Annotated in this window: 11 protein-coding genes; 6 read left to right on the forward strand and 5 right to left on the reverse strand. The window is 70.7% G+C overall.

What is annotated here, in order from left to right; all coding sequences use genetic code 11:
* The first annotated feature begins 87 nt into the window (after positions 1–87).
* Positions 88–1,116 carry a RecB family exonuclease gene (locus tag ACH4K4_RS15915; protein ID WP_398167746.1) on the forward strand — a complete coding sequence of 343 codons (1,029 nt, stop codon included), beginning with the start codon at positions 88–90 and terminating at the stop codon, positions 1,114–1,116.
* Positions 1,117–1,129: 13 nt separating this feature from the next.
* A complete protein-coding gene (locus tag ACH4K4_RS15920; protein ID WP_360127955.1) occupies positions 1,130–1,801 on the forward strand; it encodes a response regulator transcription factor in 672 nt (223 codons plus the stop codon).
* Between the two features lie 259 nt (positions 1,802–2,060).
* On the opposite strand, the gene ACH4K4_RS15925 is transcribed toward ACH4K4_RS15920, so the two are convergent.
* The 4 genes from ACH4K4_RS15925 to metH form a co-directional block, all read right to left on the reverse strand.
* A complete protein-coding gene (locus ACH4K4_RS15925; protein ID WP_398167748.1) occupies positions 2,061–3,674 on the reverse strand; it encodes an ABC transporter substrate-binding protein in 1,614 nt (537 codons plus the stop codon).
* Positions 3,675–3,812: 138 nt separating this feature from the next.
* Positions 3,813–5,423, reverse strand: a complete 1,611-nt coding sequence (locus ACH4K4_RS15930) for an ABC transporter substrate-binding protein (RefSeq protein WP_398167750.1) — start codon at positions 5,421–5,423, stop codon at positions 3,813–3,815.
* Positions 5,424–5,797: 374 nt separating this feature from the next.
* Positions 5,798–6,499 (reverse strand): HAD family hydrolase, encoded by a 702-nt coding sequence (locus ACH4K4_RS15935; protein WP_398167751.1) that lies wholly within the window; start codon positions 6,497–6,499, stop codon positions 5,798–5,800.
* Between the two features lie 109 nt (positions 6,500–6,608).
* The gene (metH, locus tag ACH4K4_RS15940; protein ID WP_398167752.1) at positions 6,609–10,118 is read right to left on the reverse strand and encodes a methionine synthase; all 3,510 of its coding nucleotides are present in this window, start codon (positions 10,116–10,118) and stop codon (positions 6,609–6,611) included.
* A gap of 310 nt (positions 10,119–10,428) precedes the next feature.
* On the opposite strand from metH, the gene ACH4K4_RS15945 reads away from it, so the two are divergent.
* The 4 genes from ACH4K4_RS15945 to ACH4K4_RS15960 all read left to right on the forward strand — a co-directional run bounded on the left by ACH4K4_RS15945 (position 10,429) and on the right by ACH4K4_RS15960 (position 15,416).
* Positions 10,429–11,202 (forward strand): IclR family transcriptional regulator, encoded by a 774-nt coding sequence (locus ACH4K4_RS15945; RefSeq protein ID WP_360127967.1) that lies wholly within the window; start codon positions 10,429–10,431, stop codon positions 11,200–11,202.
* 227 nt (positions 11,203–11,429) lie between these two features.
* Positions 11,430–12,218: an MIP/aquaporin family protein gene (locus tag ACH4K4_RS15950; protein WP_398167754.1), complete on the forward strand. Its 789-nt coding sequence runs from the start codon at positions 11,430–11,432 to the stop codon at positions 12,216–12,218.
* A 41-nt stretch (positions 12,219–12,259) separates the two neighbouring features.
* The gene (gene glpK, locus ACH4K4_RS15955) at positions 12,260–13,801 is read left to right on the forward strand and encodes a glycerol kinase GlpK (RefSeq protein WP_398167755.1); all 1,542 of its coding nucleotides are present in this window, start codon (positions 12,260–12,262) and stop codon (positions 13,799–13,801) included.
* 4 nt (positions 13,802–13,805) lie between these two features.
* Positions 13,806–15,416, forward strand: a complete 1,611-nt coding sequence (locus ACH4K4_RS15960) for an FAD-dependent oxidoreductase (RefSeq protein WP_398167756.1) — start codon at positions 13,806–13,808, stop codon at positions 15,414–15,416.
* Positions 15,417–15,501: 85 nt separating this feature from the next.
* Here ACH4K4_RS15960 and ACH4K4_RS15965 read toward each other — a convergent pair whose 3' ends face one another.
* Complete coding sequence (locus tag ACH4K4_RS15965; protein WP_398167757.1) at positions 15,502–17,001, reverse strand: GMC family oxidoreductase; 1,500 nt, start codon at positions 16,999–17,001, stop codon at positions 15,502–15,504.
* Between the last annotated feature and the right edge of the window lie 181 nt (positions 17,002–17,182).

A 17,182-nucleotide genomic window follows, 5' to 3' on the forward strand; every position in this document is an offset into this window, starting at 1 on the left:
GAGCGCTCCGCGGCGCCCCGTCTCGGTCTCCCATTGTGATCCCTCGGTTGGGCGAGCTGTCAGTGGCGGGCCGTAAGGTCGGGTGTCATGGGAACGAGCACCGAGAAGGCCGGGCCGGACGCCGCGGGCGGGGACGGCGGGCAGGACGGGACCGGGGCGGCGGCCGGGACCGGCGCCGGGGCGGGGGCCGAGGCCGTGGCCGTGGCCGGCGTCGCGCCGCCGGTCGTCGCCCTGCCCGCCGGGCGGCCGGTCGCGCTGTCGCCGTCACGGGCGAGCGACTTCATGCAGTGCCCGCTGCTGTACCGCTTCCGTGTGATCGACAAGCTGCCGGAGAAGCCCAGCGCCGCGGCGACGCGCGGCACGGTGGTGCACGCGGTGCTGGAGCGCCTCTTCGACGCGCCCGCGGCGCAGCGGACGGCCGACGGCGCGCGGTCCATGGTGCCGGGCGAGTGGGAGAAGCTGCTGGCGAAGCGGCCGGAGCTGGCCGCGCTGTTCGAGGACGACCCGGCGGGTGAGCGGCTGGCGGCGTGGCTGGCGGACGCCGAGGCGCTGGTGGAGCGCTGGTTCACGCTGGAGGATCCGACGCGCCTGGAGCCGGCGGACCGCGAGCTGTACGTGGAGACGGTGCTCGACTCGGGGCTGCGGCTGCGCGGCTTCATCGACCGGGTGGACGTGGCGCCGACGGGCGAGGTGCGGCTCGTCGACTACAAGACCGGCAAGGCGCCCCGCCCGGAGTACGCGGACGGTCCGCTGTTCCAGATGAAGTTCTACGCGCTGGTGATGTGGCGGCTGCGCGGCCTGGTGCCGCGGCGGCTGCAGCTGGTGTACCTGGGCAGCGGGGACGTGCTGACGTACGACCCGACCGAGGCGGACCTGCGGGGTGTGGAGCGCAAGCTGCTGGCGCTGTGGGACGCCATCCAGCGGGCGGCGGCGAGCGGTGACTGGCGGCCGCGGCGTACGAAGCTGTGCGGATGGTGCGACCACCAGGCCGTGTGTCCCGAGTTCGGCGGCACCCCCCCGCCCTATCCGCTGCACGCGCCGGATGCCGGGCGGGCGCTGCCCGTTCTCCCTGTGGAGGCTTCCGGGGAGGGGCAAGGCAGAATGGGCGCGGTCTAACGAAGGAGTTCCTGTGGCTATCCGCGTCCTGCTGGTCGACGACCAGCCGCTGCTGCGTACCGGTTTCCGGATGATCCTGGAGGCCGAGCAGGATCTCGCGGTCGTCGGCGAGGCCGGGGACGGCTTGCAGGCGCTGGAGCAGGTGCGGGCGCTGCAGCCCGACGTGGTGCTGATGGACATCCGGATGCCGCGGATGGACGGGGTGGAGGCGACCCGGCAGATCACCGGCCCGGCGAAGGACGGTCCGGCGAAGGTGCTGGTGCTGACCACGTTCGACCTGGACGAGTACGTGGTCGAGGCGCTGCGCGCCGGGGCCAGCGGCTTCCTGTTGAAGGACGCGCCCGCGCAGGAGCTGGTGCAGGCGATCCGGGTGGTGGCGGCGGGTGAGGCGATGCTCGCGCCGAGCATCACGCGCCGGCTGCTGGACAAGTACGCGGGGCACCTGCCGTCGGGTGAGGAGCCGGTGCCGGACACGCTGAACACGCTCACCGAGCGTGAGGTGGAGGTGCTGAAGCTGGTGGCGCGCGGCCTGTCGAACGCGGAGATCGCCGCGGACCTGTTCGTGAGCGAGACGACCGTCAAGACGCACGTGGGGCATGTGCTGACGAAGCTGGGGCTGCGCGACCGGGTGCAGGCCGCGGTGTACGCGTACGAGAGCGGTCTGGTGCGTCCCGGCGCGCAGTAGGCGGGCGCCGGACGCGTAGGAACGGCCCGGCCCGCCCGCTCCCGGAGGAGTGGGCGGGCCGGGCCGTTTCGCGTGGCGGCGCGGTCCGGTGCCGCTAGGGCGCTTCTGACGGATCTCCGCGGCATCGCGACGCCCGGCACGCACCCTCGCCGCACGGCGCGAAGGGACAGGTGGCTCCGCCACATGACCCTCCCCACCGCACGCCGAGCGCACGCACCGAACGCCGCTCCGTCCTCCACGGAGATCCATCAGAAGCGCCCTAGCCCTTGTTGATCTCCCAGAAGCGGAAGACGGTGGAGGCGTCCAGGGTCCACTGGAGACCGTCGACGTTCTCGCGGGCGACGGCGTACTGCTTGCCCTGCCACACCGGGATCATGGGCAGGTCCTCGGCGACGATGTCCTGCATCTCGCGGAAGGCGGGCTTGGTCGCCTGCCGGTCGGGCTGGCCCGCGGTGCCGGGCAGCAGCTTCCCGGTGATCCGCTTGGCGTCGTAGTTGTTGCGCAGGACGTTGTCCTTGCCGAAGAACGGCTGGGTGAAGTTGTCGGGGTCCGGGTAGTCGGGGACCCAGCCCTTGACGTACACGCCGTACTGGCCGGCCTCCACGCCCTTCTCGTACTCCTCCATGGGCACGCTCTTGACCTTGGCGTCGAAGAGGCCGCTGGCGTTGAGCTGCTGGGCGATCTCCTGGAAGGCCGGGACGGTGCCGGGGCCGTAGCGCACGGGGGTGGCCCAGAGGGTCAGGGGCACCTTCTTGTCGCTGCCGTAGCCGGCCTCGCGCAGGGCGGCGGCGGCCTTGTCGGGCTGCGGCCGGTCGCCGTAGTTGGCGAAGAAGGCGGTGTTGTGGCCGGTGATGCCCGCGGGGACGATCGAGTACAGCGGGGTGGCGGTGCGCTTGTAGACGTCCCGGACGAGGGTGGAGCGGTCCAGGAGGTGGGCGATGGCCTTGCGGACGCCCAGCTTGCCCGCGACGGGGTCGCGCATGTTGAAGACCAGGTGCATGACCTCGGCGCTGTTGCCCTCGACGACCTGGATGCCGTGCTTCTGGCTGTCGGACGCCTGGTCGAGGGAGGCGATGTCCTTCATGGCCAGGCCGCGGTAGGCGAAGTCGATGGAGCCGTCCTGCACGGCCTTCTTCAGCTTGTCCTGGCTGTCGAAGAACTTCATCGTCATGCCGGAGTTCTTGACCTTGGCGGGGCCCTTGTAGGAGCCGTTGACGCCGAAGACCGCTTCCTCGGCGCCGTACTCGTTGAGGGTGTAGACGCCGGAGCCGACGGCCTTGTTGTCGGTGCGCAGCTTGTCGGGGGCGTACGAGCGGTGGTCGACGATGGAGCCGGCGCCGGAGGCGATCTTCATGGGGAAGGTCGCGTCGGGGGCCTTGAGGCGGAAGACGACGGTCTTGGCGTCGGGGGCCTCGATCTTGTCGACGGCGGCGAACATCACGGCCGGGCCGCGCTTGTCGTTGATGCGCTTGATCCGGTCGAAGGAGAACTTGACGTCCTCGGAGGTCAGCGCGTTGCCGTTGCTGAACTTCAGGCCGTCCTGGAGGGTGCACTTGTAGACGCTGCTGCCGCCCTCGGTGAAGCCGCAGGACTCGGCGGCCTCGGGCTGGGGCGTCGTGCTGCCCTTGGGGAAGCTGAGCAACGACTGGAAGACGTTGTTGAACAGCAGCCAGGAGACCGGGTCGTAGCCGGCCGCGGGGTCGGTGGACACGACTTCGTCGGTCATGCCCATCACCACGGGTTCACCGGTCCCGGCACCCTTGCCGTCACCTGAGCCGCAGCCACTGAGCAGAGCGGCGATGAGCCCTGCCCCGATCGGTGCGGCCAGCCACTGGTCGCGTTTCCTCACGTGCGTGTCCCTCACAGTCGTCATGGCGGTGAAGCGTTGTGGTCCGCGCCGGCGGGTGCCGGTGTCGGTGTGCCGGCAGGGTGCCGTCATCGGTTGTGGTGGTGCGCGCCGTCGTGGACGGGGCAGCCGGCCGGCGCACGTGGGCGCCGGCCGGAGATCGGGTCAGTTGCTGCTCACGCCGCGGCCGAGTTCCCAGATCTGGAGGGCCGAGGAGGAGTTGAGGGCCCATTCGGCACCGGTGATGTCGTCACGGGCCGCGACGTACTGCTTGCCCTGCCACAGGGGCAGTACGGGTACCTCGTCCGCGATGATGTCCTGGGCCTGCTTGAATCCCTCGCCGGCGGCGTTGCGGTCGGTCTGCTGCCGGGTGTTGGGGATCAGCTGGGATTCGATCTTGCTGTTGCGGTACGGGGAGTTGAGGAAGTTCCCCTTGCCGATGAACGGCGCGATGTAGTTGTCGGCGTCGGGGAGGTCGGCGAACCAGCCCATGCCGTAGACGGCGTACTTGCCCTCGGTCTGCTCCTTGCGGAACTGCTGCCAGCTGTCGACGCCCTTGACGCTGACGTCGAACAGGCCGCTCTTGTTGAGCTGGCTCTGCAGTTCCTTGAACTCCTTGGCCGTGATGGTGCCGTAGTGGTTCGTGGTGTAGGTGAGGGTGAGCTTGACCGGGGTGTTGATGTGCGCCTGCTGGAGGATCTTGCGGGCGGCGGGGACGCTCGGGTTGCCGTACTTGGTGAAGAAGGAGTTGATGTGGCCGGTGAGGCCCTTCGGCACCAGGGAGTACAGCGGGTCACCCGCGTAGGAGTACACGTCGCGTACCAGCGCGGAGCGGTTGACCAGCTGGGCCATGGCCTGCCGGACGGCCTTGTCGGAGACCGACGGGTCGTCGGTGTTGAAGGCCAGGTAGCGGATTTCCGCGCCGGGTACCGCCGTCAGGGTGACGTGGTCGTTCCTGGCGTCCTCCAGGCCCTTGATCTGGTCGGGCGCCAGGCTGCGGTTCATCAGGTCGATGTCGCCCTTGCGCAGCGCCTTCTCCATGCCGGCCGAGTCGTCGAAGAACCTCATCTCGACGGCGGAGTTCTTCGCCTCGATGCCGCCCTGGTAATCGGGGTTCTTGGAGAAGACGGCCTTGGTGACGCGCTCTCCGCTGTGCTCGACCTGCACGGTGTAGGGGCCGGAGCCGGCGACCTCGAAGCCCTTGTAGAGGCCCTTGGCCGGGTACACCTCGCTGTCGACGATGGCGGCGGCCGGGGTGGCGAGCTTCTGCGGGAAGGTGGCGTCCGGCTTCCTGAGGTGGAAGACCACCTCGGTCTCGCTGGGCGTCTCCACCTTGTCGACGTTGTCCACCAGTGAGAACGGGCCGGTGTCGAACTTGATGGCGAGCATCCGGTCGATGGAGAACTTCACGTCCTTGGACGTGAGCGCGTGCCCGTTGGAGAACTTCAGGCCGCTGCGGAGTTTGCAGCGGTACTGCTCGTTCTGGGTGTCCCGGAAACCGCAGGACTCGGCGGCCTCGGGGACCGGCGCCGTGCCGGTTCGCGGCAGCCGCATCAGCGTCTGCAAGGTTCCGCGCAGCACGTTCCACGCGTCGACGTCGTACGCCTGCGCGGGGTCGAGCGGGGCGGGCGCGTCCTTGGTGGCCTCCAGTTGGGCGGTGGTGCCGACCTTGATCGGCTTGCCGCCGTCCCCGGAGCCGTCCGAGCTGCCGCAGGCGGCGAGCGCGGGGACGAGCAGACCGGCCAGGGCCGGCAGCACCAAGGTCTTGCGATTCATCGTCGGCAGGTTTCCTTATCAGCGCAGAGGTGTTGCTCGCGATGACATTAGTAGGAACGGCCAGGGCGTCCGGGACACAACAGAGTTGAACAGATATCACGCCCGGATAACGGCCGCCAGGTGACCGATATCCGGACGGGGGAACGATTTGCGCGAGCCTCCATGAATCCGGACACTTGCCCCTGCCGAAACCACCCGAAATTACCCGCGAGAGGCCTGCGGACTCCCCTGTCGACGGGCTGGCGCGTGAGAAACGTCACTCCGGCATTGGGGGGTTCGGGCGGGTGAATTCAGCCAACGCATTCGTCACGGAAAATGAGCGGCCCACTCCTTACAGTTTCTTCCGTTTTCGAACGCCACGCTCGGTGCACACCTCACCGGCTATCCGTGATGAGCGAGCGGAGAAATGGGAGATCCACTTCTTCGAGGGAACCGACGACCGTGCGGCCCGCCGCGGGGGCGATCGGCGTCACCGACGGCACGGCCACGACCCGGCAGCCCGCCGCCTCACCGGCCGTCACCCCGGTGACGGTGTCCTCCACCACGGCACAGCGCCGCGGGTCCACGCCCAGCCGGGCGGCCGCGGTCAGATACGGGTCCGGGTGCGGCTTCGTACGGGGCAGGTCGTCGCCGGCCAGCGTCAGCCGGAAGTGCTCCGGGCCCAGGGAGTGCAGCATCCGGTCGATGATGGTGCGGTGCGAGGCGGAGACCAGGGCGGTGGGCACGCCGTGGGCGGCCAGCTCGGCCAGCAGCCGGCGGGCGCCCGGCATCAGCGGGACGCCGCGGGCGATGCGCTCGGCGAACCGGGCGTTCAGCAGCACGGTCAGTTCCGGGAGGCCGATGTCGGCGCCGGTCGCGCCGATCAGGTACGCGGCGCTGCGCGTCATCGGCCCGCCGACGACGACCTCGCGGTGGTGGTCGTCCAGTACGTGGCCCAGCTCGGCGAAGACCTCGGCCTCCGCCTCCCACCAGAAGCCCTCCGTGTCGACGAGGGTGCCGTCCAGGTCGAGGAAGACGGCCTGGAGGGTGGCTCCGTCGGCCGTACGCGTGCCTACCGCGGGGATGCTGCTGGTCATCCGTGCACCTCCGTTGATGTGTCCCCGGAGGGACAAAAGGGCCGGTCGCCTCCCCGTACTGGGGAAACGACCGGCCGCTACCGGACCGACCAGTGTACGACGGCGCCGGCTAACGCGCGTTGAAGTACTTGGCCTCCGGGTGGTGGATGACGATGGCGTCGGTGGACTGCTCGGGGTGGAGCTGGAACTCCTCGGAGAGCTGGACGCCGATGCGCTCGGGGCGGAGCAGGTCCGCGATCTTGGCGCGGTCCTCCAGGTCGGGGCAGGCGCCGTAGCCCAGCGAGAAGCGGGCGCCGCGGTACTTCAGCGCGAACATGTCCTCGACGTCGGCCGGGTCCTCCCCGGCGAAGCCCAGCTCGGCGCGGACCCTGGCGTGCCAGTACTCGGCGAGCGCCTCGGCGAGCTGGACGGACAGGCCGTGCAGCTCCAGGTAGTCGCGGTAGGAGTCGGAGGCGAACAGCTCGGCGGTGGCCTCGCCGATCTTCGAGCCGACGGTGACGACCTGGAGCCCGACCACGTCCGTCTCGCCGGACTCCTCCGGGCGGAAGAAGTCGGCCAGGCACAGGCGCCGGCCGCGGCGCTGGCGCGGGAAGGTGAAGCGGGTGCGCTCGGTGCCGTCCTCGTTGAACAGGATCAGGTCGTCGCCCTTGGAGTGGCAGGGGAAGTAGCCGTGGACGACGGCGGCTTCGAGGAGGTTCTCGGTCTGGAGCTTGTCGAGCCAGCCGCGCAGCCGGGGCCGCCCCTCGGACTCGACCAGTTCCTCGTAGGAGGGGCCGTCACCCGTACGGGCCTGCTTGAGGCCCCACTGCCCCTTGAACAGGGCGCCCTCGTCCAGCCAGGACGCGTAGTCGGCGAGCTGGATGCCCTTGACGACGCGGGTGCCCCAGAAGGGCGGCGCCGGTACGGGGTTGTCGGTGGCCACGTCGGAACGGACCGTGCCCTCCTCCTGCTCCGGCTCGGCGACCTGGAGGTCGCGCTTGGGGACGCGGCGCTGCTTGAGCTCGGGCAGGGTGGCGCCGGGCACGCCGCGCTTGACGGCGATCAGGGCGTCCATCAGGCGCAGGCCCTCGAAGGCGTCGCGGGCGTAGCGGACCTCGCCCTCGTAGATCTCGTGCAGGTCCTGCTCGACGTAGGCGCGGGTCAGGGCGGCGCCGCCGAGGATGACGGGGAAGTCGGCGGCCATCTTGCGCTGGTTGAGCTCCTCCAGGTTCTCCTTCATGATCACCGTGGACTTGACCAGCAGGCCCGACATGCCGATGACGTCGGCGCGGTGTTCCTCGGCGGCTTCCAGGATGGCCGAGACCGGCTGCTTGATGCCGAGGTTGACGACGTTGTAGCCGTTGTTGGACAGGATGATGTCGACGAGGTTCTTGCCGATGTCGTGCACGTCGCCGCGCACGGTCGCCAGGACGATGGTGCCCTTGCCCTCGGAGTCGGACTTCTCCATGTGCGGCTCCAGGTAGGCCACCGCGGTCTTCATGACCTCGGCGGACTGGAGCACGAACGGCAGCTGCATCTGGCCCGAGCCGAACAGCTCGCCGACGACCTTCATGCCTTCCAGCAGCGTGTCGTTGACGATGTCCAGGGCGGGGCGCTCGGCGAGCGCCGCGTCCAGGTCGGTCTCCAGGCCGTTCTTCTCGCCGTCGATGATGCGGCGCCGCAGCCGCTCCTCCAGGGGCAGCGCGAGCAGTTCCTCGGCCTTGCCGGCCTTCAGCGACTTGGCGGTGGCGCCCTCGAACAGCTCCAGCAGCTTCTGGAGCGGGTCGTAGCCCTCGGCGCGCCGGTCGTAGATCAGGTCGAGGGCGACCTTGACCTGCTCCTCCTCCAGGCGCGCGATGGGCAGGATCTTGGAGGCGTGCACGATCGCCGAGTCCAGGCCCGCCTTGACGCACTCGTCGAGGAAGACGGAGTTGAGCACGATGCGGGCGGCGGGGTTGAGGCCGAAGGAGATGTTGGACAGGCCCAGCGTGGTCTGTACGTCGGGGCGGCGCCGCTTCAGCTCGCGGATCGCCTCGATGGTGTTGACGCCGTCCTTGCGGGACTCCTCCTGGCCGGTGCAGATGGTGAAGGTCAGGCAGTCGATGAGGATGTCCGACTCGCGGATGCCCCAGTTGGACGTCAGGTCCTCGATGATGCGCTCGGCGATGGCGACCTTGTTCTCGACGGTGCGGGCCTGGCCCTCCTCGTCGATGGTCAGCGCCATCAGGGCGGCGCCGTGCTCGCGGGCCAGCGCGGCGACCCTGGCGAACCGCGACTCGGGGCCGTCGCCGTCCTCGTAGTTGACGGAGTTGATCACCGCGCGGCCGCCCAGCTTCTCCAGGCCCGCCTGGAGCACCGGGACCTCGGTGGAGTCCAGCACGATGGGCAGGGTGGAGGCGGTGGCGAAGCGGCCGGCCAGCTCCCGCATGTCGGCGACGCCGTCGCGGCCGACGTAGTCCACGCACAGGTCGAGCAGGTGGGCGCCCTCGCGGATCTGGTCGCGGGCCATCTCCACGCAGTCGTCCCAGCGGCCTTCGAGCATGGCTTCGCGGAACTTCTTGGAGCCGTTGGCGTTGGTGCGCTCGCCGATGGCCAGGTACGAGGTGTCCTGGCGGAACGGGACGGTCTGGTAGAGGGAGGCGGCGCCGGGCTCGGGGCGCGGGTCGCGCTCGGTGGGGGCCAGGCCCCGTACCCGCTCGACGACCTGGCGCAGGTGCTCGGGGGTCGTACCGCAGCAGCCGCCGACCAGCGAGAGGCCGTACTCGCCGACGAAGGTCTCCTGGGCGTCGGCCAGCTCGCCCGGGGTCAGCGGGTAGTGGGCGCCGTCCTTGCCGAGGACGGGCAGGCCGGCGTTGGGCATGCAGGCCAGCGGTACGCGGGCGTTGCGCGCCAGGTAGCGCAGGTGCTCGCTCATCTCGGCGGGGCCGGTGGCGCAGTTCAGGCCGATCATGTCGATGCCCAGCGGCTCCAGCGCGGTCAGCGCGGCGCCGATCTCCGAGCCGAGCAGCATGGTGCCGGTGGTCTCCACGGTCACCGAGCAGATCACCGGCAGGTCGGTGCCGGTGGCGGCGAGGGCGCGGCGGGCGCCGAGGATGGCGGCCTTGGTCTGCAGCAGGTCCTGGGTGGTCTCGACCAGCAGCGCGTCGGCGCCGCCGGCGATCATGCCTTCGGCGTTCTGCTGGTAGGCGTCGCGCAGGGTGGCGTAGTCGACGTGGCCGAGGGTGGGCAGCTTGGTGCCGGGGCCCATGGAGCCGAGCACCCAGCGCTGCTGCCCGGTCGAGGCGGTGAACTCGTCGGCGACCTCGCGGGCGATGCGGGCGCCGGACTCGGACAGTTCGAAGACCCGCCCGGGGATGTCGTACTCGGCGAGGGCGGCGTAGTTGGCGCCGAAGGTGTTGGTCTCGACGCAGTCGACGCCGACCGCGAAGTACTCCTCGTGGACCGAGCGGACGATGTCCGGACGGGTGATGTTCAGGATCTCGTTGCAGCCCTCCAGCTGCTGGAAGTCCTCCATCGTCGGGTCCTGGGCCTGGAGCATCGTGCCCATCGCCCCGTCGGCCACCACTACGCGGGAGGCGAGGGCCTCGCGCAGTGCCGTGGTGCGGGATGTGCTGGTGGACGATGGCGTGTACGAGGCCATGGAGGTGCTCCCCTGGTTGCGACGGCTGTCGGCTTTGCGTCTTCCGGTAGAAGGCGCACCCGGTCAGGGTAGCGGGCGTGGCTGCCGGTGGCCCGGGTGTCCCACGGCGTGGACGGCGCGGGGCGGTTCCGGGGCAGCGCCGGACCCGGTCAAGATCATTGACAGGGGTCGGCCGACTGCCACAGGGTCGGCATTCACCGATATCGTTCAGCATTGCCGAACCGCTCGTGAGCTGCTCATGGGCTGTACGGCGCCGCTGCACACCGCACCATGTCACCCGCTTCACACCGCTTCACCCGGAGGTTGCCCGATGGCACGGACCATCCAGTCGCTGGAGCGTGCCGCCGCGATGCTGCGGCTGCTGGCCGGCGGCGAGCGGCGGCTGGGGCTCTCCGACATCTCCTCCGCGCTGGGCCTGGCGAAGGGCACCGCGCACGGCATCCTGCGCACCCTCCAGCAGGAGGGCTTCGTCGAGCAGGACCCGGCGTCCGGCCGCTACCAGCTGGGCGCGGAGCTGCTGCGGCTGGGCAACAGCTACCTGGACGTGCACGAGCTGCGCGCCCGCGCGCTCGTATGGACGGACGACCTGGCGCGTTCCAGCGGCGAGAGCGTGTACCTGGGGGTGCTGCACCAGCAGGGCGTGCTGATCGTGCACCACGTCTTCCGGCCCGACGACAGCCGCCAGGTGCTGGAGGTCGGCGCGATGCACCCGCTGCACAGCACCGCGCTGGGCAAGGTGCTGACGGCGTACGACCCGGTGGCGCACAGCGAGGCGGCGGAGGCGGAGCGGCAGGCGTTCACGCCGCGCACGGTGACCGCGCTGGACGAGTTGGAGGGCGTGCTGGACCTCACCAGGGCGCGGGGCTGGGCTGCCGACGTGGAGGAGACCTGGGAGGGCGTGGCGTCGGTGGCGGCGCCCATCCACGACCGGCGGCGGATGCCGGTGGGCGCGGTGGGCGTCACGGGCGCGGTGGAGCGGGTCTGCCGGGACGGCGAGCCGGGTGAGCTGCGGCCGGAAATCGTCGCCGCTGTGAGGGATTGCGCACGTGCCGTCTCCAGGGACCTCGGCGCAGGGCGATTCTGACCCCTTTCGCACCATATGTTCACCTAAGTTTTCAGTCACAGAACCCTTGACGGGGTGCTGCGTGTGAAGAAAACTGCCGTTCGTCGGTCGGCATTGTCGAACACCAAACGACAATATTCGTTATGGTGGACATTGCCGGAGGCCGACCAACGCCCTCTCGGAGGGCGCGGACCACCGGAGGGACCCGGGGTCCGCCTTCCCCTGGACGAAGGACAAAGGAGTCGCGGGTGTCCAGCTCCGACATCTTCATCAGCGAGACCATCGGTACCGCTGTTCTGATCCTGCTGGGCGGTGGCGTCTGCGCCGCCGTCACGCTCAAGCGCTCGAAGGCGTTCAACTCCGGCTGGGTGGCCATCACCTTCGGGTGGGGCTTCGCCGTGCTGACCGGCGCGTACATCGCGACCAAGTCCGGCGCCCACCTGAACCCGGCGGTCACCGTGGGACTGGCGGTCAAGGGCGGCACGCCGTGGGGCGACGTGCCGGTCTACTTCGCCGCGCAGCTGCTCGGCGCCATGATCGGTGCGGTACTCGTGTGGCTCGCGTACTACGGCCACTTCAAGGCCCACCTGACCGACCCGGAGATCGTGGGCGCGCGGAGCGGGCAGGAAGGCATGGTCGACAAGGCGGCGGCCCCCAAGGCCGGCCCGGTTCTCGGGATCTTCTCCACCGGACCCGAGATCCGCAACGCGGTGCAGAACCTGACCACGGAGGTCATCGCCACCATCGTGCTCGTGCTGGCGATCCTCACGCAGGGCCTCAGTGACAACGGCAAGGGCGTCGGTGTCGTCGGAGCGCTGCTGACCGCGTTCGTGGTCGTCGGTATCGGACTGTCGCTGGGCGGCCCGACCGGCTACGCGATCAACCCGGTCCGCGACCTCGGTCCGCGTATCGTCCACTCGCTGCTTCCGCTGCCGAACAAGGGCGGATCGGACTGGGGCTACGCCTGGATCCCGGTCGCCGGTCCGCTGATCGGCGGCGCGATCGCCGGTGGTATCTACAACATCGCGTTCGCCTGAGCCGCGCCGCCCGCACAGAAGACTTTTGGAGCACAGACACCATGAGCGACAACCACAGCGCCGCCTCGCACGGTCACGGCCCCTTCATCGCGGCCATCGACCAGGGCACCACCTCCAGCCGCTGCATCGTGTTCGACAAGGACGGCCGCATCGTGTCGGTCGACCAGAAGGAGCACGAACAGATTTTCCCCAAGCCGGGGTGGGTCGAGCACGACGCCAAGGAGATCTGGGCCAACGTCCAGCAGGTCGTGGCCGGTGCCGTCGAGAAGGCCGGCATCACCGCCAAGGACGTCAAGGCCATCGGCATCACCAACCAGCGCGAGACCACGCTGATGTGGGACAAGCACACCGGTGAGCCGGTCCACAACGCCATCGTCTGGCAGGACACCCGCACCGACGCGCTCTGCCGCGAGCTGGGCCGCAACGTCGGCAAGGACCGCTTCCGCCGCGAGACCGGCCTGCCGCTGGCCTCCTACTTCGCCGGTCCGAAGATCCGCTGGCTGCTGGACAACGTCGAGGGCCTGCGCGAGCGCGCCGAGGCCGGCGACATCCTCTTCGGCACCATGGACTCCTGGGTCATCTGGAACCTGACCGGCGGCACCGAGGGCGGCGTGCACGTCACCGACGTCACCAACGCCTCGCGCACGCTGCTGATGAACCTGCGCAAGCTGGAGTGGGACGAGAAGATCCTGCACTCCATCGACATCCCCGCCGAGGTGCTGCCGGAGATCCGTTCCTCCGCCGAGGTGTACGGCACGGCCGCCTCGGGCGCGCTGGCCGGCGTGCCGGTCGCCTCGGCGCTGGGCGACCAGCAGGCCGCGCTGTTCGGCCAGACCTGCTACGACCAGGGCGAGGCCAAGTCCACGTACGGCACCGGCACCTTCATGCTGATGAACACCGGTGACGAGCCCGTCAACTCCTACAACGGGCTGCTGACCACGGTCGGCTACCGCATCGGCGACCAGAAGCCGGTCTACGCCCTGGAGGGCTCGATCGCCGTCACCGGTTCGCTGGTGCAGTGGATGCGCGACCAGATGGGCCTGATCAACTCGGCCGCCGAGATCGAGACGCTGGCCAGCACCGTCGAGGACAACGGCGGCGCGTACTTCGTCCCCGCGTTCTCCGGCCTGTTCGCCCCCTACTGGCGCCCGGACGCGCGCGGTGTGATCGCGGGCCTGACCCGCTACGTCACCAAGGCGCACATCGCCCGCGCCGTGCTCGAGGCCACCGCCTGGCAGACCCGCGAGATCACCGACGCCATGACCAAGGACTCCGGCGTCGACCTGACCTCGCTGAAGGTCGACGGCGGCATGACCTCCAACAACCTGCTGATGCAGACCATCTCGGACTTCCTGGACGCGCCCGTGGTGCGTCCGATGGTGGCCGAGACGACCTGCCTCGGCGCCGCCTACGCCGCCGGACTGGCCGTCGGCTTCTGGCCGGACACCGACGCGCTGCGCGCCAACTGGCGCCGGGCCGCCGAGTGGACCCCCCGCATGGACGCGGAGACCCGCGACCGCGAGTACAAGAACTGGCTCAAGGCCGTCGAGCGGTCCATGGGCTGGATCGAGGACGAGGAGTAATCAAATGAGCACCCTGCAGAGCGTCCCGGCACTCGGGACGCACCCGGCCGACGGTTCGACCCAGAGCCGCGCCGAGACCCGGGAGCGGCTTTCCAAGGCGACGTACGACCTCCTGGTGATCGGCGGCGGCATCCTGGGCATCTCCACCGCCTGGCACGCCGCGCAGTCGGGGCTGCGGGTTGCGCTGGTGGACGCCGGTGACTTCGCCGGCGCCACCTCCTCCGCCTCCTCCAAGCTGCTCCACGGCGGTCTGCGCTACCTGCAGACCGGCGCGGTCAAGCTGGTGGCGGAGAACCACTTCGAGCGCCGTGCGGTCTCCCGCGAGGTGGCCCCCCACCTCGCCAACCCGCTGACCTTCTACCTGCCGGTCTACAAGGGCGGCCCGCACGGCGCGACCAAGCTGGGCGCGGGCGTCTTCGCGTACTCCGCGCTGTCCGCCTTCGGTGACGGCGTCGGTCACGTCATCAGCCCGTCCAAGGCCCAGCGCGACGTGCCGGAGCTGCGCACGGACAACCTCAAGGCCGTGGCCGTGTACGGCGACGACCAGATGAACGACGCGCGCATGGCCCTGATGACGGTCCGCGCGGCCGTCGAGGCCGGCGCCACCGTCCTGAACCACGCCGAGGTCACCGGGCTGCGCTTCACGCAGGGCCGGGTCACCGGTGCCGAGCTCAAGGACGGCACCGACGGCACCGAGTTCGGCGTCAACGCGCGCCTGGTCCTGAACGCGACCGGCCCGTGGGTCGACCACCTGCGCAAGATGGAGAACCCGAACGCGGCGCCCTCCATCCGCCTGTCCAAGGGCGCGCACCTGGTCCTCAAGCGCACCTCCCCCTGGAAGGCCGCGCTGGCGACCCCCATCGACAAGTACCGCATCACCTTCGCCCTCCCCTGGGAGGACATGCTGCTGCTCGGTACGACCGACGAGGAGTACGAGGGCGACCCGGCGGACGTCCGCGTCACCGAGAAGGACACCGCGCAGATCCTGGACGAGGCGGCCTTCTCCGTCCGCGACCAGCAGCTGTCCCGTGACCTGATCACGTACTCCTTCGCGGGCCTGCGGGTGCTGCCGGGCGGCCCCGGCGACACCTCCAAGGCCAAGCGCGAGACCGTCGTCACCGAGGGCGCGGGCGGCATGCTCTCCGTCGCGGGCGGCAAGTGGACCACGTTCCGCCACATCGGCCGTACGGTCATGAACAAGCTGGCGGCGCTGCCGGGCCACCCGCTGGCCGAGGACATGGAGCCCATCTCGCACCTGCCGAAGAAGCTCCCGCTGCCCGGTATCGCCAACCCCAACGCGGTCGCCCACCGCCTGCTGGTCGACGGCTCGGCCCCCGGCCCGCGCATGGCGCCGGAGACCGCCCGCCACCTGGCCACCCACTACGGCTCGCTGTCCTTCGACATCGCGCGCCTGGCCAACGACGACCCGGCGCTGGCCGAGCGCATCCACCCGGACGCGCCCGAGATCTGGGCCCAGGTCGTCTACGCCCGTGACCACGAGTGGGCGGAGACGGTCGACGACGTGCTGCGCCGCCGCACCACGCTGACCATCCGCGGTCTGGACACGGAGGACGTCCGTACCAAGACCAAGGACATACTGGGCCGGCGCGGCTGACGCTCCGCCACCCACCGCTGTCCCGAAGGGCGGCTCCCGGACCGGGAGCCGCCCTTCGGCGCGTCGCGGGGCATGACACAGGTGCTTACGGCTTCAGCTCCGCGCAGTGCTCGGCGATGGCCATGGTGGTGAGGTTGGTGTTGGCGGCGGGCAGCGTCGGCATCACGGAGGCGTCGACGACGTGCAGGGCTTCGACGCCGTGTACGGCGCCGGTGGCGGAGACCACCGCGCCGCGGTCACCGGCCGGGCCCATCCGGCAGGTCCCGGCGGCGTGCTGGTAGCCGCTGACCGTCCGCCGCAGCGCCTCCGCCAGCTGCCCGTCCGTGGTGACGGACGGGCCGGGCGCCCGCTCCTCGCGGAGCAGTGCGGACAGGGGTGCCGTACGGGCGAGGGCGCGGGCCAGCCGCATGCCTGTCACCATCCGCCGGGTGTCCTCCGGTTCGCGGAGGAAGCCCACGTCGATACGCGGGGCGTCCAGGGGGTCGGCCGAGCGCAGCCGCAGACGGCCGCACGAGGACGGCCGCAGCAGCGCCACCCACAGGGTGAGCACCGTGTCCCCGTTCTCGTCGGCCTCCGGGCCGGAGGGGAAGACCTGGAGGTCGACCGGCCCGCCCTCGCAGCCGACGCCACAGGTCAGGAAGGTTTGCAGGACCGGGTCGCGGGGGCCGGGTGGCGGGGCGCCGGTGCCGTACTTGAGCGTCACGGCAGGGTGGTCGCGCAGGTTCTCCCCCACGCCGGGCAGGTCGGCCGTCACGGGGATGCCGAGGTCACGCAGGTGGTCCGCCGGGCCGATGCCGGAGCGCAGCAGGGCCGGCGGGCTGCCGTACGCGCCGGCCGCGAGCACGACCCGGTGCGCGGGCAGCACCGTCCGCTGCGGACCGGCCAGTTCCACTCCTGCCGCCCGCCCGCCGCGCAGGACGACCCGGTTGACGAGCACTCCGCCGCGCACGGTGAGGTTCGGCCGCCCGCGCGCCCGCGCGAGGTAGGTGAGGGCGGTGCTCTGGCGGATGCCACCGACCCGGTTGACCGGGACCGGGCCGACGCCGCGTGCGCCGGGGGCGTTGTGGTCGGTGACGGGCGGGTGCCCGAGGGCCGTGCAGGCGTCGTGGAAGGCGCGCTGCCACGGGTTCGTCTCGGCCTGCCCGTACCGCCGAACGGGTACCGGGCCGTCCGTGCCGTGCCAGGGCGGGCCGACGTCCAGGTCGCGTTCGACGCGGCGCAGGCTGGGCAGGAAGTCGGCGAACGCCCAGCCGGGGTTGCCCTGGGCGGCCCAGTCGTCGTGGTCCTGCGGGTGCCCGCGCAGGGCGATCGCCGAGTTGATCGCCGAGGAGCCGCCGACCAGCTTGCCGCGGGGCAGCGCGACGGACCGGCCGAGGACGCCGGGCTCGCCGACGTAGCCCCAGTCGTGGCTGTGGGTGGCGGCGGGGCTGGTGGCCACGTCGTCGGGCAGCCCGCCGGGCGTGCTGCCGTAGTCGGGCCCGGCCTCCAGCAGCAGTACGGTCCGCGCGGGGTCCTCGGTCAGCCGGGAGGCCAGTACGCCTCCGGCCGACCCCGCGCCGACGATGATCACATCCCATGCGTCCATGACCTGCGGCCCTCGCCTCCCTTGCGTGCGGACTCTGTTCCTTCCGGCCCCCCGGGGTACCCGCCCCGCAGGAATCACACACCCGGCGAGCGGGCCGTCCCGGGCGGACGCCGCACTAGCATCGCCGCAGGGGCCGGCCGGGGCTCCCGGCCCGGCCCGCACAGCCTCCAGACCCGTCACC

Source organism: Streptomyces sp. NPDC017529 (assembly GCF_044329785.1).
Lineage (GTDB): Bacteria > Actinomycetota > Actinomycetes > Streptomycetales > Streptomycetaceae > Streptomyces.